This is a genomic window from Pseudoalteromonas sp. NH0006-46 (assembly GCF_057547735.1).
Genome location: NZ_BAAJML010000001.1, coordinates 261,081 through 287,220, shown reverse-complemented (window position 1 = coordinate 287,220; position 26,140 = coordinate 261,081). Strand labels below are relative to the sequence as shown.

At 38.2% G+C, this 26,140-nt stretch carries 24 protein-coding genes and 1 other RNA gene; 7 read left to right on the top strand and 18 right to left on the bottom strand.

What is annotated here, in order from left to right:
- Positions 1-82 precede the first annotated feature (82 nt).
- The 9 genes from AC27I2_RS01300 to rsmI form a co-directional block, all read right to left on the bottom strand.
- Positions 83-817: an HNH endonuclease gene (locus AC27I2_RS01300; protein WP_487203305.1), complete on the bottom strand. Its 735-nt coding sequence runs from the start codon at positions 815-817 to the stop codon at positions 83-85.
- Positions 818-1,135: 318 nt separating this feature from the next.
- Complete coding sequence (locus AC27I2_RS01295; RefSeq protein ID WP_487203304.1) at positions 1,136-3,130, bottom strand: AAA family ATPase; 1,995 nt, start codon at positions 3,128-3,130, stop codon at positions 1,136-1,138.
- Positions 3,123-4,037, bottom strand: coding sequence for a tyrosine-type recombinase/integrase (locus AC27I2_RS01290; RefSeq protein ID WP_487203303.1), 915 nt, complete (start codon positions 4,035-4,037; stop codon positions 3,123-3,125). The genes AC27I2_RS01295 and AC27I2_RS01290 overlap by 8 nt, the downstream gene beginning before the upstream one ends.
- Positions 4,038-4,124: 87 nt before the next feature.
- Positions 4,125-5,330: an anti-phage protein gene (locus AC27I2_RS01285; RefSeq protein ID WP_487203302.1), complete on the bottom strand. Its 1,206-nt coding sequence runs from the start codon at positions 5,328-5,330 to the stop codon at positions 4,125-4,127.
- Positions 5,330-6,493 (bottom strand): nucleoid-associated anti-phage protein, encoded by a 1,164-nt coding sequence (locus AC27I2_RS01280; protein WP_487203301.1) that lies wholly within the window; start codon positions 6,491-6,493, stop codon positions 5,330-5,332. Before AC27I2_RS01280 ends, AC27I2_RS01285 begins: the two co-directional genes overlap by 1 nt.
- Positions 6,494-6,715: 222 nt before the next feature.
- Positions 6,716-9,415 carry an AAA family ATPase gene (locus AC27I2_RS01275; RefSeq protein WP_487203300.1) on the bottom strand — a complete coding sequence of 900 codons (2,700 nt, stop codon included), beginning with the start codon at positions 9,413-9,415 and terminating at the stop codon, positions 6,716-6,718.
- 84 nt (positions 9,416-9,499) lie between these two features.
- A complete protein-coding gene (locus tag AC27I2_RS01270) occupies positions 9,500-11,416 on the bottom strand; it encodes a DUF3258 domain-containing protein (protein WP_487203299.1) in 1,917 nt (638 codons plus the stop codon).
- Between the two features lie 127 nt (positions 11,417-11,543).
- Positions 11,544-11,907, bottom strand: an RNA gene (gene rnpB, locus AC27I2_RS01265) — RNase P RNA component class A.
- Positions 11,908-11,948: 41 nt separating this feature from the next.
- A complete protein-coding gene (rsmI, locus tag AC27I2_RS01260) occupies positions 11,949-12,806 on the bottom strand; it encodes a 16S rRNA (cytidine(1402)-2'-O)-methyltransferase (protein WP_487203298.1) in 858 nt (285 codons plus the stop codon).
- Between the two features lie 61 nt (positions 12,807-12,867).
- Here rsmI and AC27I2_RS01255 point away from each other — a divergent pair, with 61 nt between their 5' ends.
- From AC27I2_RS01255 to dolP, 4 genes are read left to right on the top strand one after another with little or no spacing between them, the layout of a single operon-like run.
- A complete protein-coding gene (locus tag AC27I2_RS01255) occupies positions 12,868-14,745 on the top strand; it encodes a penicillin-binding protein activator (protein ID WP_487203297.1) in 1,878 nt (625 codons plus the stop codon).
- A 24-nt stretch (positions 14,746-14,769) separates the two neighbouring features.
- The gene (locus AC27I2_RS01250) at positions 14,770-15,141 is read left to right on the top strand and encodes a YraN family protein (protein ID WP_219421343.1); all 372 of its coding nucleotides are present in this window, start codon (positions 14,770-14,772) and stop codon (positions 15,139-15,141) included.
- Positions 15,142-15,166: 25 nt separating this feature from the next.
- The gene (locus AC27I2_RS01245; RefSeq protein ID WP_058550706.1) at positions 15,167-15,760 is read left to right on the top strand and encodes an SIS domain-containing protein; all 594 of its coding nucleotides are present in this window, start codon (positions 15,167-15,169) and stop codon (positions 15,758-15,760) included.
- On the top strand, positions 15,753-16,322 hold the full coding sequence (gene dolP, locus AC27I2_RS01240) for a division/outer membrane stress-associated lipid-binding lipoprotein (RefSeq protein WP_219421342.1): 570 nt from the start codon (positions 15,753-15,755) through the stop codon (positions 16,320-16,322). Before AC27I2_RS01245 ends, dolP begins: the two co-directional genes overlap by 8 nt.
- Before the next feature lie 61 nt (positions 16,323-16,383).
- Here dolP and AC27I2_RS01235 read toward each other — a convergent pair whose 3' ends face one another.
- From AC27I2_RS01235 to zapE, 8 genes are all read right to left on the bottom strand, one after another.
- Positions 16,384-16,818 (bottom strand): ClpXP protease specificity-enhancing factor, encoded by a 435-nt coding sequence (locus AC27I2_RS01235; RefSeq protein WP_058403237.1) that lies wholly within the window; start codon positions 16,816-16,818, stop codon positions 16,384-16,386.
- Positions 16,818-17,444: a stringent starvation protein SspA gene (gene sspA / locus AC27I2_RS01230; RefSeq protein ID WP_006792120.1), complete on the bottom strand. Its 627-nt coding sequence runs from the start codon at positions 17,442-17,444 to the stop codon at positions 16,818-16,820. The genes AC27I2_RS01235 and sspA overlap by 1 nt, the downstream gene beginning before the upstream one ends.
- A 79-nt stretch (positions 17,445-17,523) precedes the next feature.
- Positions 17,524-18,267, bottom strand: a complete 744-nt coding sequence (locus AC27I2_RS01225) for a cytochrome c1 (protein WP_219421340.1) — start codon at positions 18,265-18,267, stop codon at positions 17,524-17,526.
- Entirely contained in the window at positions 18,264-19,529 is a 1,266-nt protein-coding gene (locus AC27I2_RS01220) for a cytochrome b (protein ID WP_006792118.1), read from the bottom strand. Before AC27I2_RS01220 ends, AC27I2_RS01225 begins: the two co-directional genes overlap by 4 nt.
- Positions 19,529-20,119, bottom strand: a complete 591-nt coding sequence (gene petA / locus AC27I2_RS01215; RefSeq protein WP_006792117.1) for a ubiquinol-cytochrome c reductase iron-sulfur subunit — start codon at positions 20,117-20,119, stop codon at positions 19,529-19,531. Before petA ends, AC27I2_RS01220 begins: the two co-directional genes overlap by 1 nt.
- Positions 20,120-20,699: 580 nt before the next feature.
- Entirely contained in the window at positions 20,700-21,092 is a 393-nt protein-coding gene (gene rpsI / locus AC27I2_RS01210; RefSeq protein WP_086007041.1) for a 30S ribosomal protein S9, read from the bottom strand.
- Positions 21,093-21,100: 8 nt separating this feature from the next.
- Positions 21,101-21,529, bottom strand: a complete 429-nt coding sequence (gene rplM, locus AC27I2_RS01205) for a 50S ribosomal protein L13 (protein WP_002957960.1) — start codon at positions 21,527-21,529, stop codon at positions 21,101-21,103.
- A 269-nt stretch (positions 21,530-21,798) separates the two neighbouring features.
- Positions 21,799-22,887 carry a cell division protein ZapE gene (zapE, locus tag AC27I2_RS01200; protein ID WP_487203296.1) on the bottom strand — a complete coding sequence of 363 codons (1,089 nt, stop codon included), beginning with the start codon at positions 22,885-22,887 and terminating at the stop codon, positions 21,799-21,801.
- Between the two features lie 133 nt (positions 22,888-23,020).
- On the opposite strand from zapE, the gene AC27I2_RS01195 reads away from it, so the two are divergent.
- Both AC27I2_RS01195 and AC27I2_RS01190 read left to right on the top strand, forming a co-directional pair.
- Positions 23,021-23,464 (top strand): Z-ring associated ZapG family protein, encoded by a 444-nt coding sequence (locus tag AC27I2_RS01195; RefSeq protein ID WP_219421338.1) that lies wholly within the window; start codon positions 23,021-23,023, stop codon positions 23,462-23,464.
- Positions 23,465-23,595: 131 nt separating this feature from the next.
- The gene (locus tag AC27I2_RS01190; protein ID WP_487203295.1) at positions 23,596-24,948 is read left to right on the top strand and encodes a Do family serine endopeptidase; all 1,353 of its coding nucleotides are present in this window, start codon (positions 23,596-23,598) and stop codon (positions 24,946-24,948) included.
- On the opposite strand, the gene AC27I2_RS01185 is transcribed toward AC27I2_RS01190, so the two are convergent.
- Positions 24,932-25,261 carry a hypothetical protein gene (locus AC27I2_RS01185; RefSeq protein ID WP_487203610.1) on the bottom strand — a complete coding sequence of 110 codons (330 nt, stop codon included), beginning with the start codon at positions 25,259-25,261 and terminating at the stop codon, positions 24,932-24,934. The genes AC27I2_RS01190 and AC27I2_RS01185 overlap by 17 nt on opposite strands.
- Here AC27I2_RS01185 and AC27I2_RS01180 point away from each other — a divergent pair.
- Entirely contained in the window at positions 25,176-26,132 is a 957-nt protein-coding gene (locus tag AC27I2_RS01180; protein ID WP_257903510.1) for a trypsin-like peptidase domain-containing protein, read from the top strand. The genes AC27I2_RS01185 and AC27I2_RS01180 overlap by 86 nt on opposite strands.
- The last annotated feature ends 8 nt before the right edge of the window (positions 26,133-26,140 follow it).

The window sequence follows — 26,140 nt, the reverse complement described above, 5'->3', positions numbered from 1 at the left end:
GAACACCGTAACCATTGAACTAAACCCAAACCAAGAATGCCAAGCGTGCTGAATCACTCTTAAATTGTTTGTTATACAAAAACTAGACGATCGTGGTTATATGCCCAGTAATAGAGCAACCATATTTATCTTGAAGGATTCTAAGTTGCTTACCAACTTTGCGGCGCATTACTGTCAAGTAGTCATCCAGTTCTCGTACATCCAAATTTTGAGCTGATTGAGAAGTTTCGTTCATTACTTCTTGTACGCACTTACTTATACTTGAGAAAACTTGTTTAAGCTCTGTATCAAGCTGAATTTTTCTCATCTCTCGATTGATGAACTTTCGAGTCTGATCCAGAGATAGCACAACATGTGTAGGATTTTCAAAACTTGCAGGCTCGTAGAATACCCCTTTCCCGGACAAATAATCCACCAAGCTCTGAGCGAGTTCAAAGTTCTCTGTTTGTCGAACTAACAAAGGAACTGGACTTTTATGCGTTTTCAAAAGCATTGAAATCATTTTTTCATGCTTTTCTTTCCAGTCATACAGTTCTTCTTTTTTAAACTCAATGCCATCAATTTTGTCGACCATTGTGTGACAATTTGCACATAGCCAAATACCATTTTCTATCGATGATAACTTTTTTTGACCAATATCTTCATACCTCGCAGCATTTGGCTTTTCACCAATTATGTGTGCCGCCTCACCTAATTTTAATTTTAGGCTACTGTCATTTAATGCCGCACCAACAGTTAAGGTGTTACATTCTGGATTGTTACAAATATACGCTGAACGGTAAGCTAGCATTTCTGCTATTTTTACTTTAAATGCCACTCAATTTTCCTTTTTGTATAACAGCTTATTGAACACCATTTTGGTGGTTATAACACACCAAAACGGCGTATATTACTTATCATGATAATTTCACCAATAATTACCTTTGTAAACAAGTAATTAAAAGAGCTAGAAATTAAGCATGTTATTTTGCACCAAAACGGCGTTTAATAATGTTATTGGACAAAATTATGCTCCTACTCAAAGAAGTAGGGATAAATTTAACTTTTTAGTGTCCGTTTCTCGCTCTTACCTGCCTGTTAGGCCAAGTCTAAATCAATTCACCTATTCTGTAAGATCAGATATGAGCTACTACAATTAAAAACCTATGCGTCGTTTACAATCGCCTTTCAATTTCTGTTCTTCAAACAAAAACTCTAATACTTCAATCGATGTCGGCGCTTTATTCAAAAAACGCATTTTTCGTGCTATCACGCTAAAATCACCAGGAGTTATGCGATCTAATCCAACCAATTTAGCGCTCTCACTTTTCGCCAAGGCTTTTTTGCCTGTTAACTTTAATATCATTCGTGATACTTGTTCAGGTGTTAAGTAATCTAGCTCAAGCTTGAAGTCACAACGGCGCAATAAAGCTTTATCTAAATGCTTTTTAAAATTGGTGGCGGCAAAGAAAGGAAGTTCAAACATTTCAAGGTTACACAATAGTTGGTTTACGGATTGAACCTCCCAGCTGTTTGTGACACCCTCACGGCTTGAAAATAAGCTGTCGGCTTCATCGATAAATATAGCCGCACCTTCTTCTGTAGCCTGTATAAATAGGTTCTTTATATTTTGCTCACTCTCCCCCACCCATTTACTCAATATATCTGAAGCCTGAACACTTATTAGCTCAAAACCAGCTTCTTGGCATACATGGTTAACAAATGCTGTTTTACCAGTACCCGTAGGGCCAAATAATAACGTTCTCGCACCATGATGGTTATTAAGGGCGTTGGTAATATCATTAAGGTTAGAAAACGAACCCTTTAAGTTGATATTGGTATGGTCAAACTTAAGCTCTGGTTTGTAATGCATTTGGTTTAAATCAATACCCGATGCAACCATTACCCCTTCAACATATGAATCTATAAATTCTTGTGCAGCTTCGCTCTCATAACCACATAAACTAGCCCCATGGCTGGCTTTACTTATATTCGCCAAGCTTAGGTGTTTGTTCGAAACCACCTTTTCAATAAAGTTTTGGCTTACTTTTAGCTCATTAAAGTACCCTAGGGCATGTTCTAAACGCTTTTTCTTCGTTAGCTGGGGCATTTCAAGTACAAAATCGAAACGCCGTACACAACTTTCAGGGATATCTTCAATATGGTTCGTTATCCATAAGGCTGCACCATTAGGTTCTTCAATTAAGCTATGCAAAAGCTCTTTTGGTTCACTAGAGCCAAACATATTTACATCAAATATGTCTTCGCATTCATCTATAAGTAACACCCCATCACGGCGTTCCCCCATTAACCTACGTGCCATAGATAAGTTATGAATGCGGTAGCTGGTTGAAGACTTTGTGCCTAATTGCCTTTCAACTTGTGCATCAACTTCAGAGCTAGATTTAACCTTCATTAAAACTAAGTCAGCGTTGCTACATAAAGACTTAGCTAATTCAGACTTACCTGTACCTACAGCCCCATATATCAATATATTTAAGCCATTATTACTTGATCTCTGCCAACCATTTAATAGGCTTTTTAGGTGTAAAATATCCCTATGGCCAAAAGAGCTTAACTTGTAACTTGCTGGCTCCTCATTTTTTAAAAATAACCCTAATGCATCTTTAGTCTTGTATTGTTGGCTAGTAAATAAATAATGGGCAAGTGATTTAGGCAGTAATGGTAACTCATAGTCTAAGATGCGGTTTTTATATAATCCAATTGATTCAAGTGCTTCTAAACACTCTTCCTGCTCAATTTCCCCAAGCCCTAATAACACAGTGAATGCATCTGAATATGAATACGCAGATTTAGTAATAAACTGCTCTATGAACTTAAAAATGGTTGGTTTAAGAGTACCAGCAACAATAAATTCAATTAGGGAGTTAGCATTGCTTGGCAATCCAATACTTTTGCTAAAGTAACGGCTATTTTTTGAAAGTAATTTTTGGTCAAAGTCTTTGGCTGTTTCAACAAATGAGTCGTATAAATCATCCAAATCAATTGGTAGATTTGATCTTTTTGAGCCAGATAACTGCTGTACTTCCCTAGGGCTATATTGCTCAAATGTATCATCATCAAACAAGCCTGACTCTATTAACTTGATGCCATAATGGCTAGTAAATTGGCTAATTAGTAACTTATTCATGATCACCACATCCATTCACAGATAAAGTATTAACGGCGCGCTTTAAACTGTCCACGCCACGTTTATCATATAACTGTGTGGTAATAATGCTTTTATGCCCTGCCAGTTTACTCACAGTTGAAATATCAACACCATTAGCCAATAGTGATGAAATATAAGTTCGCCTCATGTCATGGGGTGTAAACTTCTCCCCCAAAACATGATTAGTTCTGGCCGTTACAACGCTATATATAGTTTCAGGTGAAATACCACGAGCTTGAATAGCTCTACCATTTAAAACCACGCAAAATAATGGCCCCTCGTTTTTACCACGTACAGTTAGCCATGAGCTTAAATACTCTAATACCCACACTGGTAAGTACTGTGTTCTAGTACGGTTTCCTTTTCCCTTATGGATAACAACTAGCTGATCAGCTATTGAAAAGTCACTAAGCTTTAAAGCTGAAACTTCAGATCTTCTTAATCCCGCACCAGCCATTAAAGCCAATAATGCAATATCACGTATGTTAATAATTGAAGGTGGTGTGTAGGGCTGTTTTAATATGCTTTTTAACTGTGTGGCTGTAAGTGACTTACCTTTTAAGCTTGGTTCAATCTGAGGGAGTTTAAGCACATTAAACTTTTCCAGTTCGTGCTGCTCAATTAAATTCATTAAAAAAGCAGTTTTAGCTATGGCTTTGATTACTTGAAAAGTGAGTTGAATAGTTCTAGCTGACTTATTATTGAATACTAAGCTTTGTTTAAGTGTAGAAAGCTGCTCAAAACTTAACTTGTGAAGAGGTAATGTGACTAGTTTCTCAGTCAATAATAAAGTGTTTTTAACACTTTTTATCAGTGAAATAACAGCCTTTCGCCCTGTTGGCGCTAAGTTATTTAAGTAACACTCTGTAGGTGTGTAATTAGACATAATAGATACCTCTTATACATAAACGTATAGTCGGTATACATGACTAACTACTTAAAACCAGTGCCATTTTTGACAGTTCATGGATACTTAAAGTAGCTCACTAGGTGATGCAGAAAAGCTGGTAAAAATTAAAAATAACAACGATGAGGTAAGGATTAACCAAATACACTTTTTTATGAATCTAGAGTTTTTAGAAGCTTTTTTGAGTAAGATATTTAGGTCTTTTGCTGTTGAGACTGCTTGTGCTCTGATTTCTGCCTTTTCATTTAATGTATCATAACGTTTAAAATCAGAGTTTACTTGATTGCTTATATGTTCGACCGTAGCCTCATGTACTCCAAGTGAACGATGGACAATGATCGTAGTGACAACTAAACCAACGCCAACAGCAATAGCATCAGCAGGATGGTCTATTTTCATAATAGCACCAATCGCAATCAAGGCACCAGGTATCGTCAAAGCCTTATTTTGAGCACTTGAGACAATTTCATTTATCTTGGAAGTATACTTAAGATCCTGTTCATTAATTTCCAACAACACCTTGTTTACACTAAACCTTTTAACAAAAAGCTCGTGGTGTGCATCATACTTTCTATCTAACTCAGCTAATGACCGAATTATCGTCGAAAATATTTCACTCTGATCCACGCAACCGCTTATTAACTCACTAAAAGCAGATCTCAAAACATTTTTTCTTTCAATGTCTTGGCTATCACCGACATTAATTGCTTTCAATAACTTTTTAGCTAAAGGCAATGAATTCTCAATATTATTAGCTTTGCTTAATTCCGACCATGCAATAGAAGGTTGAAATTCATGCTTGGAAATACTATTTTCTAATTCGACTATATATACAAGTTTTCGAGAGCCTTTTGCTGAGCCTGAACTTGGTTCACAATGGTCTGATAATTGAGCTAATAGCTCTCTGACTTTGCAAAAAACTTGTAACTTTTTAGCATTGATATGCTCATCAAAGTTAGACGTCTTATCTTCAAGGACATAATAAAAGCTGGGTAATATACTGGAAGTGTCTACTTCGTCGAATACTTTTTGCCAAGTTTCGAAAAAAGGACACTTTTCGTTCCAATTGACTGCAGTTAAAGATAGCTCAACCTTATTTCCACGAATAGTTCGGTAACTATCAAATTCATAGCCAATTCCATTTAAGTATTTCTCTATATTATTTGCATCAAAACCTTCATCAGATTGAATTGTAATTAACTCAGACGATGCATCAACTTTATTTTCATGTAATATTGAAAAAAAGCTTAAATAACTGGCTGATTTTGACATCAGTTGGATACCTCTATAAGCTTTTCAAACTCTTTTCTTTGAAGCGGATCTGATATTAAAAGTGTGAGCCTTCCAGCTTCGTACTCTGCAGGCATCCCTGAGCCTAACTTACCAACTTTAGTTCGCACAACCTTACCTAAAAAGCTTTTATCACCAGCCTCAATGTCAACCCATCGGCCAGATTTAACACTATTTTTTGTAGGCTCTATATGTGGGTTAACTTGGTAACCACCAGTATTCACAAAATTTGCAAATGTACCTTTTAGGTGTGAATCGCTCGGCAAATTAGATTCAATAGCATCATATAAGCTTTGAGCAGAAACGGGCTTTTTATCTTTTTCGGCCTTTGAAATTAATGCTTCAAAGCTATTTTTAGCTTTTTCGTAGTATGACGCACCAAGTTTATTTTTCTCCTCGAAGTCACTAATAGCTCTTCGTAACTCATCTATAGATTTAACATTGTCTGTATTCCTCTCATCACAGCCAAAAGCACTTTTGAAAAAGTTACCTGATGTATTACCTTTGATAAATTTTAAATAAGTATCTCTACTAGGAATTTTTGGATAAACCTCATCAAAAAGAGTTAAATCAAATAATGCAGCTTGTTTTAATGCGTCTAAATTTATATGTGGTGTATTTTTAGGAACTAAACTAACAGCATCGAAATCAAAGCCATCTTTTTTATCAACCATAATAGCCAATAGCTGACCAAGATCGTCTTTATCATGACTTTTATAGTGCATAAACAAAATACTCCCCCCAGTAACTTTATGAGCACCAACTCCTCTAGCTGAGCTAATTATTTCTCCCATAAGTTGAGTGATTAATTGTTTAAAGTCTATTTTCTTTTGGATATAGCTTTCAAGATAATAAGGTACTGACCTTATTGAGTTATCCTCAGTAAGATAGCTATGAAATTTATTTTTTGCGTCAAATTTTTTCTCAACTTGAGTTATCAATTTAAAACAAACATCGTCATTTTTAGGCCAGAGTTCACCTAAGTTAGAATCTAACGATGAATTTCCTTTCTCTGTGATGAGCTGTGCTGTAATTGCTGAAACTGAAACCAGATCTGGTCTACTTTTTATATCTAACTCAATACACCTAGGACAATTTGAAATATTTTCATCATATGAATGTCCACAGTTGATGCACTCCTGCATAAAACCTCCTGAAAACTGTATACACATACAGTGTATGTATATTTAATTAAACTTACAAATAACAATTTAATCGAAATATCAATTTTCATATACTTTTTTTTCGTTAGTTGGCTAATAATCTTCGAAGACTATTAACCAACTAACGTTAATATGTATTAACGTTAGTTGAAATGGGCTTTCAGAGGGCTATTTCACAACTTTGAACATATACACCCTTGCTAACTAGTTAAGCCTTTTTAAATTCTTTCTGCCTGTAATTAAGATCGCGTCTTTATGACTAGCTTTTCTAGTAAGTTTATTCAGGACTTTTTGTTGAGTTTCTGGAGTCCAAAATATCTTTAAACGATCCATAGCTCTCGTAATTGCTGTATAGAAAATACTATGGGATATATCATCTTCATTCGCATCTGTGATTACTATTTTCACCGAACTATATTCTAAGCCCTGTGCCTTATGGATGGATACTGCATAAGCTACTTGAAAAGGGACTGTAGTATTGAGGGTATCGTCATCGTCATCACTAGAGTGTGGTGAATCAAAAACCGTAAAGCGGACAATAGATTCACTAACCCAAGTCAAATCATAACAATATGAAACGTCAAATTCATTAAGATCCCTATCGAGCCTGATATCGAATTGAATCCATCCTGGTGCTTGTGAAATATTAACAATCCAACCTTTTAAATTGTTATAAATTACAGGCCTGAAACGCTCACTATCTGAAAATAAAACAGGATCACCAATTTTATATGTTGATTCTCGCCAGAAAAACCTTGCTCCTTGATTGCCACTTTGAAGAAACCTATTGATATTGTTAATTCCGTATAAACCATCGTAGTTCAAACACAATATGATTTCATCCTCGGAATAATTTTCAAAGAGCGAACTATCTAAATCAGTTGAGTAGTTATTCTTAACCATGATTTCAGCTAGATCATTACTACTTTCTCTTACTTTCCCCCAAAACTTTAATAGCTCTTCATTGTCCGTCCTAAAAGGGGTTTTTAACTCGAAAACTGATAAGTTAGGTATAAATGAAGGAGCAATAGTAAACCAATTGCCAAATTGTATTGACTCTATCTGGTAAGAATCACCTACAAGTACCAAAAGTTTATAAGATGTATGTTGAAGTACCTTTAATAAATCCGCATTACTTACAGTGCTACACTCATCTATAATCAATACATCGAACTCTTCTGCACTTCCCCCTCGAGCTTGCTTGCTTATAGTTCTAAACGTTGAATTTTGTGCACTAACTCTGCGTTTTAAGTTATCTATGGCCGGATTCGTATGGGCTAAGAATAGCTTACTTTTATCATTAAAGTACTGTGCTATATGGTGAATCATAGTTGATTTACCTGTACCAGCCGCTCCATATATTAAAGCTACTTTAGATAAACTAAATAGGTTTTTTAGAGCACTTACTTTTGTAGGATCGTCAATAAATTGAGGTATAGTTGTTAGCCATTGCTCAACAGCTTGAGTATAACCAGCTATTCCTACAACGGTACTGTCCTGCAAATGGTTAATTATTGAGGCTGTTTCTTCTTCATATTTTTGAACAAAAACATGCCCTTTATCTAGACACAACTGCCGATCCATATGCTTGTAATATAGCTCTTTATTATAATTAGTAATCAGAGTATTTATATCACCATAATCACTGAGTTCAGAAATAGGAGTATAAAGGACGCCGTTTTGCTCAACATTATTTTTAATTTTTCTCGCGAATAGCTCATGCTCTCTACCGTGTAGTTCTATACATTCTGCAACATCACTAAAACGAGGGTTATGCCCAATAAGAGATGTACAAAAGGGCATTTTATCAAAAGGGTTACAACCAAACTTAAGGTTCAAGTTTGATAATAAATAACAGCTATCTCTAGAATGTTGGGCCTTAATAATTTGATTATTCATTCGTAATAATAGATAACGAATAACATTATGGCCTAAAGAATTATTTAGGATAAATCCTCTTGCTTTATCTAGTGCTAAGAATATCTGTGGAAACTCTCCACTAGAAAGTGCTTTAGCTCTTTCTGACATGTAATGTAGCTCTGGAGAGGTTACAAAATCGAGGAGGCTAGTAGAGCTATTGCTCAAATAGTTCATTAAATGTTGGTACTCGAATGAATTTGTTCTAGTGTCGATATCTAGGTTTAAAATTTTTGAAAAGTTTTTCAGTTCACATGGCCTAATTGAAACACTCCATTTACGAATAATCGTAATAGGCATAAATTGACCAAGTACTTTAATATTATCTTGATGCAGAGTAAGCATAGCTGCATGCTTATCCGCAATATCAAAATTTGTGAATGCTATGATTCTATCAAACTTGTTTGCTTTGTTTGTAGCTCGATAGAAAGTAACCTCATAATAAATTCTACCAAAGCAAAAAAAAGGCCTTTTTCTATGGATATAGTAACGTTCAGAGTTAGCTGTACTTCCTTGGAACATGCCTATCTCTTCAACTACAGAGGCTATTTTTTCGTGGTATTCGCGTAGTGATGGATCTAAGTCAACAGGAAAGCATTCTAAGTTTGAGAGTATATCAATGTTTTTTTCACTCTTAATCAAAGCCCTTATTCGATGCAGGTACTCATAATATTTCAGCATTAATCTTTCAGAGCTATCGCCTTCAACTGTATAATGTGAAACGCTAATCTGGAGGAGCTTATGAAACTTATTTAAGAAGTTTAACTTCCCACTCCCTCCAATATGGGCGAGAGCAGGGTTCACTTTGTCATATAAAAAGTCAGAATTTAAATTATTTGAATGAAACAAAACAGCAACTCCTTCCACTAAATTTCTTAGTTGAGAGAGAATATTTTGCGACAGCAAATCTCGCTGACCAGCTAACTGGCTAATATTATTACATATAGCTCTTTCAGCACTATGAATTTGATCCCTAACCGATCCCATAAAGGTTCCATCCTTAATTTGCATTTGAAAAATGTTAAACTTATATTTTAACCATCACTACTTTAAAGCCTTGTAAATTAACAATCAATTTTTGTTTGAGGAACTTATTTTAAAAGCCCCAATTACGTCTGATAACCTTTTCAAACTAGCCCCACCATGTGTATATTTATCTGTAATCCCACCTTTTGAAAGTTCATGACCAACTATTTGCTGAATCAGTGAAAGATCAAACGAATGATTATTACGTATATTACTTATGAAAGTATGTCTAAAGCTGTGATAGCTGCGAAGTTCACCCAGCTCATTAACGCTAGGTATTTCGAGCTCCACAACTAAACGACCAAACCAACTAGTGATACTCTCTGCTGATGTTATTTCATATAAAATACGTCCCTCTGCTTGTTCTACATACTCTAAAAAACCAATTTCGATTAAGCGCTTATGGATAGGGATTTTACGTTTTGCGTTATTAGTTTTAAGGCGTTGTGATTCGTGTTCATCAGTTACTAATATGTAGTTAATACTATCTTCAACACGGATATCTGTTTTTCTTAACTGATAAATTTCTGTGCGCCTTGCGCCTGTGTACATGGCTAATAATAGTGACCACTTTTGCCACGCATGTTTTGTTCGCATTGCGAATGCTTCAAACTTAGTAAGTTCTTCGTTATTAAAAACACCACGTATACGCTGCTTAAAGTCTCGTTTTATAGTACATGGTGAATGCTGAATATATTCAACAGTATCTCTTTTAGCATAGGAGAATATCCCCTGTAACCACTTGTAATAGCCTTGAACAGTTTTAGGTGTAACTAAGTCATCTTCAGGAACATCGAAGTCTAGGCACTCTTGCAAGCTCATTTTACTGTATGGTGCGCGATTCTTTTTAGGTAACTGATAACAGCGGTCAATAAAACGACCTATATCACTCGCTTTATAACTTTCAATTGCTTTGTCTTCACTTAGTAAACGCCATGCTTCATAGTGGCGAGCATATTCTTTTACAAGCCTATCGCTTAAACCTGCATTTACTTTAAAATCTAAAAATTCGTTATACACTTCTGAAAATAATGGGCCTTGAGTTTGTTGTTTTTCTTCACTTGGCTTACTTTCAGCTATGGTGTGTGAGCTTTTAGTAAACATTGAATCTAATAAATGTTTTTGCTCTGAATCTTTAGTTAAGCAAGAGGCCAAGTATTTAGCCTGCAAATTTCTTGAGGTTTCTAGCATACTTTTAAATGCTGAATACTCTAATGTGTCAGGTTCGAATTCTACCTCGTGTTTGTTGAGAGTATCTATTGCATCAATGTTATCAGCGTAAAAGTTGTCGTCTTCATCTGAGTCATCAAATAAGTCTTCATCAGTTTCAACTTCAGAACTATTAAACATACCAGCGAGTAAAAACGTATCTAATTGGCGTGCAAGTTGACGAACACTTTTTTCGATTTGTTTATTAGCCACGATATCGACATTACTTAAACCACTATTTTTAAGTGCCATATACTTGCTGACTAAAACATAAATATTGAGCACTTCGTAATCATTGTTTTTTAAAGCTTCAACCAATAATTCACCTGTCTCACCATCTGCAATAGAAAGCATAATGTTTGCTGCGGTTCTTAAATGTGTAGGTGAGTGACTGTTTAACGGCTTTGCTTTAATGCCATTTATAGAGTGTGCCGTTGAAGCATAACGTTGTTCTTCTTTTGCTATTATTTTTTTGCTTAGCTCATGGGTAAGTTTTTGCTTCATATGAATTAAGATACGTTTTGCTTGATTGATTAAAGTTTCAGTATCTATATTGTGTCGATCACTCGCAAGTATTTTTAGTTTATCTAATTCGGGTTTGATTAGGCCTAGAAAGTTTAAAGCATGATGAAGGTGTTTGGTTTTAAGTGAAATGCGTATATCGGAGCCGATAAATTTACGAGGGAAAACATAACGAAAATAATAACGTTCTTTTCGTAGTATGAGGTGTTCAGGGAGTTTGATATGTCTCATTAAGTTACCTATGTGTAAGTAACGTATTGAGTTTATTTGGCACACTATTTGGCACACTTTTGAAATTTTGTGCCATGAGATTAGTGGTTCAAGCGTAAGCACCTAATAAATCAGATGCTTACGCTTGAGTTTGAGTCAGCCTATAAGCCGGGTTTTGTCCTTTCCGAAGAAAGTGATAATCATTCGTCTAGGCCATAAATCGCTCTATGGCTCAAGCAACCTACCCGGTTCCAACGTGGGCCACGCCATAAGGAACCCTATTTGGTCTTGCTCCGAGTGGAGTTTACCTTGCAACCGACTATTACTAGCGGCCCGGTGCGCTCTTACCGCACCCTTTCACCCTTACCAACCGAGGTTGGCGGTCTTCTCTCTGCTGCACTTGTCGTGGGCTCACGCCCCCCAGCCGTTAGCTGGCACTCTGCCCTGTGGAGCCCGGACTTTCCTCCCCCTGATCATTTTCGTCACAGGCAGCGATTATCTTGGCTGACTCGGCGCGCAGTATACATGACGCTAAAGCCAAGCGCAGTAATATTTACTCTTTTTCTTCAATAATTGTTTTGTATAGTGCATTTTTTTTCATGCCAAAGTAGTCGGCTACAACACCACACGCTTTTTTCATTGGCATTTCTTTTTCAAGTAGAGCCAACATTTTACGAGCCTCAGGTGGAATATCGTCTACAAGCTTGGGTTTGCCCGGCAGCATGAGTACAATTTCGCCGCGTTGCTTGGTAGGATCGTCAGTTAAAAACTGCTTAAGCTCACTCACAGTGCCATTAAAAAAAGTTTCAAAGGTTTTGGTGAGCTCTTTAGCAAACACCACCTGCTGTTCACTGCCAAGCGCAGTTTCTAAATCATCAAGACTTGCCATAATACGGTGCGTGCTTTCATACATAATGCTGGTAATACCTGAGTTTACCGCTTCGATGAAAAAGTCTTGGCGCGCTTTACTTTTAGCGGGCGTAAAGCCAATAAACTGAAAGCGGTCAGTAGGTAAACCTGAACAACACACTGCGGTTATAGCAGCGCATGCACCAGGCACAGGGGTTACGCTTGCGCCTTGTTCACGGCATAAGTTTACAACCGCATATCCTGGGTCACTAATGAGCGGCGTACCAGCATCTGACACTAAGGCTATATTTAACCCCTGATTTAGTTGATCAATAATTTGCTGCGCTTTTTGTTTTTCGTTGTGATCATGTAATGCAAATGTTTTTGCCTTAATACCAAAATGGCTGAGCAGCTTGCCGGTGTGGCGTGTATCTTCAGCAGCGATTAAGTCAACTTGCGATAATGTCGCAATGGCACGCTGACTTAAGTCGTCATAATTGCCAATTGGGGTGGCAACAATGTAAAGAGTGCCAATTTTATGTGAATTCTCCTCATTTAACATTGAGGTCTCCTGCGTCAGTCAGTAATATAAGCAAATCGCGTTAACGTATTGGGAAATCATTGTGCGACTTAAACTAGTTGGTCTATTAATTATATTGTCAGGGTTATCGGCGTGTAGCACAACCGAAAAACCAATTAAAAAAAGCGATAACTTCAGCAGCAGTGCTAATGCGCTAAAAAATCAAGCAACCAGTGCGCAATCTATCTATCAATTAGCCGTAAATCGTCAAGGTGCTGACAAAATACAATTATTGTATAGCGCACGTGATGCCGCTATTTCTGAAAAAAACTGGCCATTATTAGAGCAAATTGGTCGCGACCTTGAGCTAACAGCAAGTGTCGATCAAACTCAAAATCGTCTTTATATTGCATACGCGCAAAAACAACAAAATAAAAATGACCAGGCTTTAATTATTTTACAATCGTTAGATGGGCAACTAACACAGCCTGAGCACTTTGCATGGCATCAGTTTTTAACAGCTAGCATTTACGCCTCACAAAATTTTCCAAAAAAAGCAGCTCCCTACTTTTTTAGAGCATCTGAAACATCTGCAAAAAGTAAAATTGACATCCCGCAACTCGAGCAACAGTTATGGGATAACCTAAAACAGTTGTCTTCCTATGCATTGGAGCGTTTTAACCGCGGCTCTGTTATTCAACAAGGCTGGGTCAACCTTGCTCTATATCACCAAGTATATGCAGGTAGCGGTGTAGAACTTGACCAAGCAATTAATAACTGGCGACGTCGTTACGTAGGGCACCCTGCTGGCACTGTTTTACCTAAACAAGACGGAGGTCTTGTTGAGTTAGCACCTTTGAATATTGATCGTCTAGTTCTTTTATTTCCTCAGTCTGGCCCAAACGAAAGACTAGGAAATGCATTAAAAGCTGGTGCTCTGGCGGCCTTAGACAAACAAAACATTAATGAAGCTATTTTTATTGATGAGAATTTAAGTACTGCAGAAATTGCTGCAAAGCTTGATCAAATAAATCCTGATTTTGTAGTTGGCCCACTACTTAAAGCAAATATAGATAAGCTAACAGCTGCTGAAACACTGATTAACATTCCAACACTACATTTGAATACATTCGACGGAAACACTATTTCGCTTCAACATTATTATTTTGCGTTAAATCCTGAGCATGAGGTAGAACAAGCATTAGAGCATTTTCTGGCTATGGGATACCAAAAACCTATGTTACTTGCCCCAGAAAACAATAATGGCCAGCGTTTAGTTGATTTTTTTAATCAGCAATGGCAACGCTATAGCGAGACTAAACCTCAAATTGGTTTTTATGAAAACAACCAAGACATGCCTAAAACCATTACTAACTTATTAGAAGTGGACAAATCTAAAGAGCGTATAAAAACAATCAAAGCATTATTTAAGCAAGAAGTTGAGAGTGAAACACGCTCACGCAGTGATATTGATGTCATTTATATTTTAGGTGATGCTACAGAGACCCGTTTAATTAAGCCTTATCTTGACGTTAACATTAGTACGTTTGCACAACGGATCCCGCTTTATGCCAGTTCTAAAAGTCATAGTAAACAGATAGATTCGACCGATAAAGGCGACCTAGATGGACTCTACTTTACAGAGTTACCTTGGATGCTTAACTCGCAAATAAAACAACATAATTTACGTGAGCAGTACAATACCCTTTGGCCTGAGCAAGCCGACATAAGCCAACGCTTATTCGCTATGGCATACGATGCAGTACTAGTTATTAATGATATTAGGCAATTGAGCTTAATGCCTGGTAATCAATTTAGTGGTTTGAGCGGTAAGTTATCAGTTAATAGTAATGGCCACATACAACGAGTGCTTGATTGGGCGCAATATACTAATCGCCAAATTAAGCCCGTTCAGCTTAAAACACAGCGCCCTGTGCCCTTGTTTATGCAGTCAGCCAGTGGTGTGCAAACTTTAAATTAGACTTTATTAAGTTAAGGGGGCGACATGTCGTGGTTTAAAGAGCTGTGGCAAAATAGTCGTGAAAAAGGTCAGTACTACGAGCTACAAGCGCAAAAATACTTAGTGTCGCAAGGGTTAAAGCCTATAGAGCGTAATTATTACTGCCCCTTTGGTGAGCTCGATATTATTATGAAAGAGGGAAACACCCTCGTATTTGTAGAAGTAAAGTTTCGCAAAAATAACGCTCGAGGCGGTGCTAATTATGCGCTCAGTGCAAAAAAGCAAGAACGGCTTAAACGCAGTATTTATCATTACTTAGCGGCTAAAAACTTAACAAATCAGGCATTAAGAATTGACTATGTAGCCATAACTGGAGAATCATCTCCTACATATAATTGGCTTAAAAACGTATTTTAAAATACTAAAAATAAATTGGTAGGCTATGCAAGACACAATAAAAGAAATTTTTACAGAAAGTATTCAAGTTCAAATAGCTGCTGGAGAAGTCCTACCCAGTGCACTTGAATCGGCCGCATTTACAATTGCACAAAGCCTAATTAATGGTAATAAGTTAATTTGTTGCGGAACAGCTAACTGTCATATGCTTGCGCAACACATGGCGGGGATATTGGTTAATCACTATGAAACAGAGCGTCCTTGCTTACCTGCTATTGCTTTATCACAAGAAAATATAAATCTTGGGCAAAACAATCACAGTGATGATCACGACACATTTGCTCGCCAAATCCGTGCTTTTGCTCAGCAAGGTGACTTACTATTGGTATTAGCAATTAATGGCAATGAAAAACAAGTCATTTCAGCCGTTGAAGCTGCACTCACACGCGATATGAAGGTCATTGTTATGGTGGGTGACGACGGGGGTGAATTAGTGGGTTTACTTGGCCCTAATGATGTTGAAATAAGAACACCGTCTAAACGCCCTAGCCGAATTATAGAGTCGCATTTAACTAACTTACACTGTTTAAGTGAACTCATAGATTTAACGCTTTTCCCTCAGGATGAAAATTATGTTTAAACGCTCTCTCATCGTATTAGGCACCGTTGTTTTATTACAAGGCTGCGCCGCAGCTGTTGTAGCCGGTACAGCCAGTGCAGTAACCGCTGCAAATGACCGTCGCACCATTGGCTCACAAATTGATGATAACAATATAGAAATTAAAGCCAGTATTGCTATTAGTGAAGTTGAACGCCTAGAAAAATCAGCTCGAGTTAACGCCATAAGTGTTAATGGTATTGTTCTACTTGTTGGTCAAGTTGCTAATCAGGAAATGAAAAACGAAGCACAAATAACCGTAGAGTCAATTGCTGGCATTCGTAAAATTCATAACCAACTTCGTATTGGTTCAAATATTGGTATAACCACTCAAACACACGACTCATGGCTTACCTCCAAGGTAAAAGCGCAGTTACTAGCAACTAAAGATATTAGCAGCAATAACATTAAAGTGGTTACAGAAAACGCTGAGGTGTATTTAATGGGCTTGGTGTCTCAAGATGAAGCTAATCGCGCAGTTAATATTGCACGTAATGTGTCGGGCGTTGAGCGCGTTGTAAAGGTATTTGAATATATTAATTAAAAGTCACTAAATTACAGCAATAAAAAAACCGCTTTTAAGCGGTTTTTTTGTAATCTACATATTATTTTATAACACGTAAATGCGAGCCTTTTTTCTTTTCAGGTTTTTCTGGTGGTGTTTCATCTATATACTCTGATGAATCAACACTTTCTAGACCTTCATCAAACTCGTCTTCGTCCTCTACAAACTCGTCTGCAGTAAAGACTGTACCTTCGCCGTTTTCGCGAGCGTAAATTGCAAGCACAGCACCTAAAGGTACATAAACTTGCATTGGCTGACCGCCAAAACGCGCGTTAAAACTAAGTTGAGTTAAGTCTAACGAAAACTGTGTAACTGCAGATGGGCTAATGTTCAGCACAATTTGTCCATCTTGCACAAACTGTGTAGGCACTTGCACATTTGCAAAACCAGCGTCCACCACAATATGCGGCGTACAATCGTTATCGACTATCCAATCAAAAAAAGCACGTAATAAATAAGGACGATTAGGCGTCATTATAAACGGATCTCACGCTCAGCTTCAGTTAACGAAGCTTGGAATGATTCACGTTCAAATAAACGGATCATGTACTCTTTCATCTCTTTAGAACCAGCACCATTAAGCTCAATACCAAACTCAGGTAAACGCCATAGTAGTGGGGCTAAGTAACAATCTACTAAGCTAAACTCTTCACTCATAAAGTAAGGCGCTTCGCTAAAAATAGGAGCTACCGCAAGTAATGCCTCAGTTAACTCTTTACGAGCTTGTGCTGCATCTGATGTGTTATTGCTGATTTTAGCAGCAAGGCTGTACCAATCAGTGTCAATACGGTGCATCATTAAACGGCTACGGCCACGCATTACCGGATATACAGGCATTAGTGGAGGGTGAGGAAAACGTTCATCAAGGTATTCCATGATGATATTTGCCTGATATAAACCAAGCTCACGGTCAATCAGTGTTGGCACTGTACCGTAAGGGTTAATTTCGTGAAGTGCTTCTGGCAGATTGTCCTTTTCAGCCAAATGAATATCTACACTTACACCTTTTTCTGCAAGTACTATGCGTACTTGGTGGCTATACATACAGTTAGCCCCAGAGAAAAGGGTCATTACAGGGCGCTTATTGGCAGCTACGGCCATGCCTACCTCCATTAAATAACTAAAACAGCAATAGGGGCTTAAGCCCCTATTGCAAAATTACCTTTAAATATGTTCAAAATTAATGAACATCTCTCCAGTATTCTTTCTTAAGCATAAATGCCAAGATAAATAGGATAATTAAAAATCCGATTACCTTAATACCTAGCGCTTCCGATTCAAGTCGAGTCGGCTCACCGACGTACTCTAGGAAGTTCGTTAAATCACGAACTGCTTGGTCATACTCATCTACGCTCATTTCACCTGAACCATCTGTTTCAGTACCTGTGATATGTACAGTTGTTACACCGTCAACAGTTACTTCTTCAGTAATAGGAGTAGGAACACCCTGAAGTTCTTGTAGAACATGTGGCATACCTACTGATGGGAATAACGTATTATTTACACCAAACGGGCGAGACTCATCTTTATAAAATGATTTCAAGTACGTGTAAATCCAATCACTTCCGCGTACACGTGCAACATTGGTTAAATCCGGCGGAGCCGCACCAAACCATTTCGCTGCATCATCTTTAGCCATTGAGTTCTTGATATGGCTACCAACTTTTGAACCATCAAAAATAAGTTGCTCTTGGCCAACTTCCGTTGGAATACCAATATCACGGAAAGTACGTTCATAACGTTGGTACTGCATTTGGTGACAACCAAGACAGTAGTTCATGAACAACTTAGCACCGCGCTGCAAAGATGGCTGATCAGATATATCGTTACCCGCTTCCATTAAAGGAACCGACGGACCTGCCGCCATTGCAGGTAACATATTTACTGATAAAGCGAATAAACCAATAATTAGTTTTTTCATCATTTCGTTAACCTCTCAGGCAATGGCTTAGTTTTTTCATTCTTACTGTAAACAAATAACAGCACGAAGAACATAAAGTAAGTCACAGTACAAACTTGCGAGACAATCGTTTTAAAGTCAGTTTGCGGTGTAGCACCAACCCAACCTAAAAGAACAAAAGTAACAACAAAGCCTGCAATGTTCCATTTGTGGAAACCACAACGGTAACGAACAGAGCGAACTGAACCACGGTCAATCCAAGGTAATAACGCAAGTACTACAATTGACGCCCCCATTGCTGCAACACCCATTAGTTTATCTGGGATTGCACGCAAGATTGCGTAAAATGGCGTAAAGTACCAAACAGGGAATATATGTTCCGGTGTTTTAAGTGGGTTTGCCGCTTCAAAGTTTGGCGCTTCTAAGAAGAAACCACCCATAGCAGGCATAAAGAACACAACCCAACAAAACAGGATTAAGAAACCAACCACGCCCACAATATCTTTTACTGTGTAATAAGGGTGGAACGGAATCGCATCAATAATGTCTTTTTTATCAGTGTAATATTCATGGAACTTAAATTTAGGCTTATCTTCTTCAGGAACCGTGCCTTTTTTACGTTTGTTATCAATACCGTCTGGGTTATTAGAACCCACTTCATGTAGTGCAACAATGTGTAAGAACACTAGAATTACAATAACTAATGGTAGTGCAATAACGTGTAATGCAAAGAAGCGGTTAAGCGTTGCACCTGAAATTACGTAGTCACCACGGATCCAAAGTGTAAGGTCATCACCAATAACAGGGATTGCACCAAACAATGAAATAATTACCTGCGCACCCCAAAATGACATTTGACCCCATGGTAGTAAATACCCCATGAATGCCTCAGCCATCAGTGCTAAGAAAATAAACATACCAAACAACCACAGTAGCTCACGTGGCTTTTGATAAGAACCGTAGATCATGCCACGGAACATATGCAGATAAACAACAATGAAAAACGCAGACGCACCGGTTGAATGCAGATAGCGCAGTAACCAACCATAATCTACATCACGCATGATATATTCTATTGATGCAAATGCACCTTCAGCAGACGGTACGTAGTTCATTGTTAGCCAAATACCGGTCAGTATTTGGTTCACTAGTACTAACATTGCCAATGAGCCAAAGAAGTACCAAAAATTAAAGTTTTTAGGTGCTGGATACTGTGCAATATGCATGTTCCAAACACGTGTCATTGGGATTCTGTCGTCAATCCAACCAATAATCTTACCAAACATTAGGCCACCCCTTGTTCTTCGCCCACTAAAATAGTGGTTTCATCAAGAAAAGTATATGGTGGAATTTCTAAGTTTAATGGTGCTGGAACCGATTGAAAAACACGGCCAGCCATATCAAATTTAGAACCGTGACATGGACAATAAAAACCATCATCAGTCCCTTCCACTTTTTCACCAAAGCCACCTTGTAAAAAGCTAGGTGAACATCCTAAATGCGTACAAATACCTACAGCGACAAAAATCTCTGGACGTAATGAACGGTAATCATTTGTTGATGATTCTAATTGTTGTGGCTCTTGCGATTGCGGATCACGAAGTTGACCTTCATGTTCTTTCATTTGCTCAAGCATTTTTGGGGTTCGTGATACAACCCATACAGGTTTACCACGCCACTCGACACGTATTAATTGTCCAGGTTCAAGTTTGCTGATATCTACTTCTACAGGCGCACCCGCAGATTTAGCTCGCTCACTTGGATTCCAAGACGCAATAAAAGGAACAGCAGCCCCAGCCGCACCAACACCACCAACAACAGAGGTAGCTATGGTTAAAAAGCGACGTCGGCCATTGTCTACAGGCGCATTGCTCATCCACTTATCTCCACTTACGATTCTCAACACTTGCTATATTGAGAACATCAGTTACAGCAGGTTAATTATTCGAAATTTTTAAAATAGAAATGATCATAATTAAAACCCTTGTTTAAAACAAGGTTATTAGCAACTCGGGTCTTGAAAAATATTAATTTCACCAATGGTTTGATTAAGCTAGTTCGAGCACGAGCTGGAAAAGTAATAATATCACTTCTGTAAAAACGATGTAGTGACCAAGATCAACTCCACTAAGCGGAAGTTTTAAGACTACACATAGTGTTATAAAACTTGATCGTTTTACTTCCACGCCAATTGTAGCAAAAAATTCCATCAATTAACTGATGGATTTAAACTAATTACGATAATTATTTAACTTTTTTGCAGCGATCTGACTATTTACTTCCTTTCGTACAATTAATACGCCTTTATTGCACAGTGTGATCATCATAAACGGTAATTTGCAATGTACAGCTTAGACTAATAATTTATCAAAATGGAAAGGAATCTGAAGAAATTTTACGCCAATAACAAAAAACCCAGCATAAGCTGGGTTTTTGAATTCTTGATAACGTATAGATTAACGTTTTGAGAACTGTGGACGCTTACGCGCTTTCTTAAGACCCACTTTCTTACGTTCAACTTTACGTGCATCACGAGTAACGAAACCTGCTTTACGAAGTTGTGGACGTAGTGACTCGTCAAACTCCATAAGTGCACGAGTGATACCGTGACGGATAGCACCAGCTTGACCAGTTGTACCACCACCAGAAACAGTGATGAAAAGGTCAAATTTTTCAGTCATATCAACAAGCTCAAGAGCTTGATGAACAACCATGCGTGCTGTTTCGCGACCAAAGTACTCTTCTAAAGAGCGCTTGTTGATTACGATGTTACCAGTGCCTGGGCGTAAGAATACGCGAGCACTTGAACTTTTACGACGACCTGTACCGTAGTATTGATTTGCCATGATAGTGCTCCTTAAATGTCTAGAACCTGAGGCTGTTGTGCAGCATGGTTATGCTCAGTACCTGCGTAAACTTTAAGTTTACGGTACATTGCGCGGCCTAAAGGACCACGTGGCAACATGCCTTTAACTGCTTTCTCGATGATCATTTCAGGCTTTGCAGCTTGAAGTTTATCAAAAGTAGTAGACTTAAGGCCACCTGGAAAACCAGAGTGAGCGTAGTACACTTTATCTTTGAATTTGTTACCAGTTACAGTAACTTTCTCAGCGTTGATAACGATGATGTAATCACCAGTATCTACGTGTGGAGTGTATTCAGCTTTATGCTTACCGCGTAGGCGATGAGCGATTTCAGTAGCGATGCGACCTAAAGTTTTACCTTCAGCGTCAACTACGTACCAGTCACGTTTTACTGTTTCTGGTTTAGCAACAAACGTTTTCATTTATAAAAATCCAATGTTTTTCAATTAAAACCACAAGTAGTTAATATTAACTACTGCTCTAAGTTTGCTATAACCCCTTCGAGTTTTAGACTTTGCGCCGCTCATTAGTGGCTAAACTATATGAAGGCATAGAACGCAACGTGGCAGACGCGGGAGTATACCAGCACTTAAATCACATTGCTACCGATCGGTTGTTTTTCCCACAAGAAAATTATCGCTATTTACAAATAAGTGTTAAGAAAGCAAAACGACCGGCATTCTAATGTTTATTAAGCTAAATGTTCTCTCGCTAAATACTCTAACGACTGCATTTCTTGTAAACGGCTTATGCAGCGTTTAAATTCAAAATTTAAGTTGCCTTGCGTGTAAAGTTCGGTAATTGGTTTTTCGGCTGAAATAATTAACGTCACGTGGCGTTCGTAAAATTCATCGACTAAGGCAATAAAGCGCCTTGCTGCATCATCATTGTTCTGACCAAGCTGTTTTACATTAGAAATAATAACCGTGTTATATAAACGACTAATTTCCATGTAATCGACTTGGCTTCGAGCGGTCTCACACAATTCACTAAATTCAAATAGCACAACATTTTGGGCTACTTTGCGTGTTTTTATTAAGCGCCCTTCTATTTCTATAGGTTTATCAAGCTGGCCCGGTTCAGCTGACAACTTATCAAAATATTCAAACAGGTTTTTATCCGCTTGCTCATCAAGTGGGCTGTGAAAAATTTCAGCTTGTTCTAACGTTCTCAATCGATAATCAATACCCGAGTCAACATTCACTACTTCAGTATTGAGTTTTACCAGCTCAATGGCAGGCATAAAACGAGCACGTTGTAGGCCGTTTCGATATAAATCGTCAGGCACTATATTAGAGGTAGCGACTAAAACAATTCCGCGTGCAAACAATGCTTCCATTAAACCACCAAGCAACATGGCATCCGTTATGTCTTGAACAAAAAACTCATCAAAACAGATGATGTCTGTTTCTGATTTAAATATGTCTGCAACTTTTTCCAGTGGATTAGCCGTGTTATTAAGTTTTTTTAATTCGTCATGCACACGGTGCATAAAACGATGAAAATGCACGCGCATTTTTCGTTCACTTGGCAATGCTTCGTAGAAAGTATCAACTAAATACGTTTTCCCACGTCCAACTCCGCCCCAAAAATAAAGCCCTTTTATAGGTTCGGGTTCATTATTACTAAATAAACTAGCGAAAAAACCTGTTGATTTTGGTTTTGCTTGTGTGAGGTCGTCGTATAAACGTTGCAAGTGGCGCACAGCATTTTCTTGTGCTGCGTCGTGTACAAAGTCATCTCGTTTTAAATCTTGTTGATATGTTTGCCAAGGAGTCATATGTATTTTCTGTCAAAACGCAGTTTAATTTGTAAAGCATATTAACACGCATCATAACTCGGGGTATATTACACTTAATATGATTTATAAATGAATCAGCATTCTTTCGTTATTTTCCCAAAGGGGTAGTTTTATGGGCACAGTGATATGGTTAGGTTTAATTGTTATTGTAGCGGTTATAGCATTTTTTATTGGTGCATTTGTTACTAAAAAACAGTTCAAACAAGATGAATTAAAAGAGCAAGCGGAACAAGCGCAAAATGCACTTGAGCAATATCGCCAAGACGTAGCTGACCATTTAGCCAGTACCAGCAAGCTTGTAAATAAAATGAAAGATAACTACAACCAGCTTCTTAGCCACGTTGAAGAAACAAATCAATTACTTTTAGAAGATAGAAATAAAGAACCTGCAGCTCCATACTTCTCAAAAGAAACAACAGAGCAATTACAAGCATCTTTAAAAGAACGCCGTTCTGATCGCTCTTCAGCAGAGGCGCAACCTGCAGACTTTGTGTCGGGTGAGTCTGGTTTATTTGCTGGTGAAAATAAAGTACAGGAACGCTCTAAAGCATCTTGATGAACTTTTTTTTGACCCCATAGTCTTTAGATATAACAGCTTTGTTGTTTTATCTTACTAACAAATTAAAAAAGGCTGCTTATGCAGCCTTTTTTAATTTTTGTTTTTCCTAAGTGGAGTAAACCCTGACTATGAAAATGAAATTATCACTTATCAGTGCTGCTATTTTATCTACAAGCTTATTAATGAGCCCGGTAGCGTCTTATGCAAAGTTACCAATAGCAGTTAACGGGCAACAACTACCTACTCTTGCACCTATGCTTGAGCAAATCTCCCCGGGTGTTGTGAGTATTCAGGTATCAGGCTCTAAAGAAGTTCGCCGCCGCGCAGACCCGCTTGAGTTCTTTTTTGGCCAGCAACAACCTCGCAGCCAAAAGCGCCAATTTAGTGGTTTGGGTTCAGGTGTGATTATCGATGCGGATGAAGGTTATGTGGTTACTAATAATCACGTGATCCAAGATGCAGAAAAAATGATCGTTACACTCGAAGATGGCCGTGAATTTGAAGCCACTAAAATTGGTACAGATAAAGAGTCTGACATCGCACTACTGCAAATAGAGGCTGATGACCTGACAGAAATCAAACTCGCTAACTCAGACCAATTACGAGTCGGTGACTTTGCGGTTGCTATCGGCAACCCGTTTGGCTTAAGCCACACTGTAACCTCAGGTATTGTCAGTGCGCTTGGACGCAGTGGTTTGAACATTGAAGGTTACGAAGATTTTATTCAAACCGACGCCGCAATTAACCAAGGTAACTCAGGCGGTGCTTTAGTGAATTTAAATGGCGAGCTGATTGGCATTAACACCGCAATCTTAGGTGCATCGGGTGGTAATGTTGGAATTGGTTTTGCTATTCCATCTAATATGATGAAAAACTTGGTTGATCAAATTATTGAGCATGGTGAGGTTCGTCGTGGCTCTTTAGGCATATCCGGTCGCCCACTTGATGCCGGGTTAGCTAAAGCACAACAACTTGATGTAAAACAAGGTGCTTATGTAATGCAGGTAATGGATGATACCGCTGCAAGTAAAGCAGGCATAAAAGCCGGGGATGTAATTGTAAGCATTAATGGTAGCGATATAAGTGGCTTCCATGAACTACGCAGCAAAATTGCCACATTAGGCGAAGGACGAGAAATCAAGCTAAGCATTTACCGTGATGGTAAAATAAAAACGCTTAAAGTCACACTTGATGGCGCATCTGGTGTTAAGGCGGTTGGTGAAGAATTACATCCTGCATTTCAAGGCGCCGAGCTAGAAAATGTCCAAAAAAATAATGCTAAGGGTATTGAGATTACCTCTGTCGACCCTCGCTCTCCTTCTGCGCGTGTAGGCCTAGAAGAAGGCGACATGATAGTACAAGTTAACCGCCAACGGGTTGAGACTATTCGCGATATGAATAAAATCATCGAAAACACCAAAGGCAATATTGTATTAGGTGTTAAGCGTGGACGCGAATCTATATTTATTCTAATTCAGTAATTAATCGCGGTATATATGTAATAAAAATAACAGTGGCACTTGCCGCTGTTATTTTTTTTGTGCCATCATAAAGGGATTGCTCCTTTAATAATAAGAAACTTGTGCTGAAATTCATTAAATTTGTTCTCCCCCCTCTATTTGCAGGCCTCAGTATTGCTTTTTTGGTGGTGTTTTTCAGCCCAAATATGAGAGCAGCATTGCTGCCTAATGTTCCTATACCCAGTGCAATGAGCGCTAACCATTTAAGCTTTTCTGATGCAGTTAAACGCGCAGCGCCGTCTGTCGTCACTATTTTTTCTGAAAGTATTTCCAAAGAGCCCCGCTATAAAAGAAAAAACACCGTTCAGGAGCTAGGCTCAGGCGTAATTATGTCGCAAGATGGTTACATTCTAACTAATTATCATGTTGTTAATAACGCTGATGTGATTATGGTGATTTTGACTGACGGCCGACGTTTTTTTGATGTTCAGCTTATTGGTTTTGATACAATTACTGATTTAGCACTGCTAAAAATAAATGCAGAACACCTTCCTGTTATCCCTGTAAACGATGACTACACGACAAGTGTGGGTGATGTTGTACTCGCTATTGGCAACCCACTTAATCTAGGGCAAACAATCACACAAGGGATTGTTAGTGCCACAGGTAAACAAAAAATTACCGATAGTCCGTTTAATAACCTACTCCAAATGGATGCCGCAATTAACGTAGGAAACTCCGGTGGCGCACTTGTTAATTCAAATGGTGATTTAGTAGGTATTACTTCGGCGCAATTTAAGACTCGCGAAAACTTAAATATTCAAGGTATATTTTTTGCTGTCCCATACACCCTAGCCAAGGAGGTCATGGCTAAGCTAATTCGCCATGGCCGTGTAGTCCGTGGTTACTTAGGATTTGAAGGCACTGCAGTAGACAGTACAGGCAAAGAAGTAAATGATAACTTAACCCCTGTAAGCGGTATGCGTATTACAAATTTAGATCCATTAGGGCCGGCGTGGCAAGCGGGAATTGAAGAACAAGATATTATAATAAAAATTGCTGGGCTTTCAGTGGCTAATCCGCAAAAGGTACTCGAAAAAATTGGCAATACTGAACCAGGTAAAAAAATAGAATTTGAATTGTATAGAGATGGGAAAATCGAAAAAATAATGGTTACTGTGGCTGAGCTTGAAACCAAACTCTAAATAAAGAA

Excerpts from the sequence above, each read along its gene's own strand:
- AC27I2_RS01285 (WP_487203302.1), bottom strand. The coding sequence starts at position 5,330 with ATGTCAAAATCAGCCAGTTATTTAAGCTTTTTTTCAATATTACATGAA.
- AC27I2_RS01180 (WP_257903510.1), top strand. The coding sequence starts at position 25,176 with ATGAGCGCTAACCATTTAAGCTTTTCTGATGCAGTTAAACGCGCAGCG.
- AC27I2_RS01225 (WP_219421340.1), bottom strand. The coding sequence starts at position 18,267 with ATGATGAAAAAACTAATTATTGGTTTATTCGCTTTATCAGTAAATATG.
- AC27I2_RS01270 (WP_487203299.1), bottom strand. The coding sequence starts at position 11,416 with ATGAGACATATCAAACTCCCTGAACACCTCATACTACGAAAAGAACGT.
- zapE (WP_487203296.1), bottom strand. The coding sequence starts at position 22,887 with ATGACTCCTTGGCAAACATATCAACAAGATTTAAAACGAGATGACTTT.
- AC27I2_RS01220 (WP_006792118.1), bottom strand. The coding sequence starts at position 19,529 with ATGTTTGGTAAGATTATTGGTTGGATTGACGACAGAATCCCAATGACA.
- AC27I2_RS01195 (WP_219421338.1), top strand. The coding sequence starts at position 23,021 with ATGGGCACAGTGATATGGTTAGGTTTAATTGTTATTGTAGCGGTTATA.
- AC27I2_RS01190 (WP_487203295.1), top strand. The coding sequence starts at position 23,596 with ATGAAAATGAAATTATCACTTATCAGTGCTGCTATTTTATCTACAAGC.
- AC27I2_RS01275 (WP_487203300.1), bottom strand. The coding sequence starts at position 9,415 with ATGGGATCGGTTAGGGATCAAATTCATAGTGCTGAAAGAGCTATATGT.
- petA (WP_006792117.1), bottom strand. The coding sequence starts at position 20,119 with ATGAGCAATGCGCCTGTAGACAATGGCCGACGTCGCTTTTTAACCATA.
- AC27I2_RS01295 (WP_487203304.1), bottom strand. The coding sequence starts at position 3,130 with ATGAATAAGTTACTAATTAGCCAATTTACTAGCCATTATGGCATCAAG.
- rplM (WP_002957960.1), bottom strand. The coding sequence starts at position 21,529 with ATGAAAACGTTTGTTGCTAAACCAGAAACAGTAAAACGTGACTGGTAC.
- dolP (WP_219421342.1), top strand. The coding sequence starts at position 15,753 with ATGTTTAAACGCTCTCTCATCGTATTAGGCACCGTTGTTTTATTACAA.
- AC27I2_RS01250 (WP_219421343.1), top strand. The coding sequence starts at position 14,770 with ATGTCGTGGTTTAAAGAGCTGTGGCAAAATAGTCGTGAAAAAGGTCAG.
- rsmI (WP_487203298.1), bottom strand. The coding sequence starts at position 12,806 with ATGTTAAATGAGGAGAATTCACATAAAATTGGCACTCTTTACATTGTT.
- AC27I2_RS01280 (WP_487203301.1), bottom strand. The coding sequence starts at position 6,493 with ATGCAGGAGTGCATCAACTGTGGACATTCATATGATGAAAATATTTCA.
- AC27I2_RS01245 (WP_058550706.1), top strand. The coding sequence starts at position 15,167 with ATGCAAGACACAATAAAAGAAATTTTTACAGAAAGTATTCAAGTTCAA.
- AC27I2_RS01290 (WP_487203303.1), bottom strand. The coding sequence starts at position 4,037 with ATGTCTAATTACACACCTACAGAGTGTTACTTAAATAACTTAGCGCCA.
- sspA (WP_006792120.1), bottom strand. The coding sequence starts at position 17,444 with ATGGCCGTAGCTGCCAATAAGCGCCCTGTAATGACCCTTTTCTCTGGG.
- AC27I2_RS01235 (WP_058403237.1), bottom strand. The coding sequence starts at position 16,818 with ATGACGCCTAATCGTCCTTATTTATTACGTGCTTTTTTTGATTGGATA.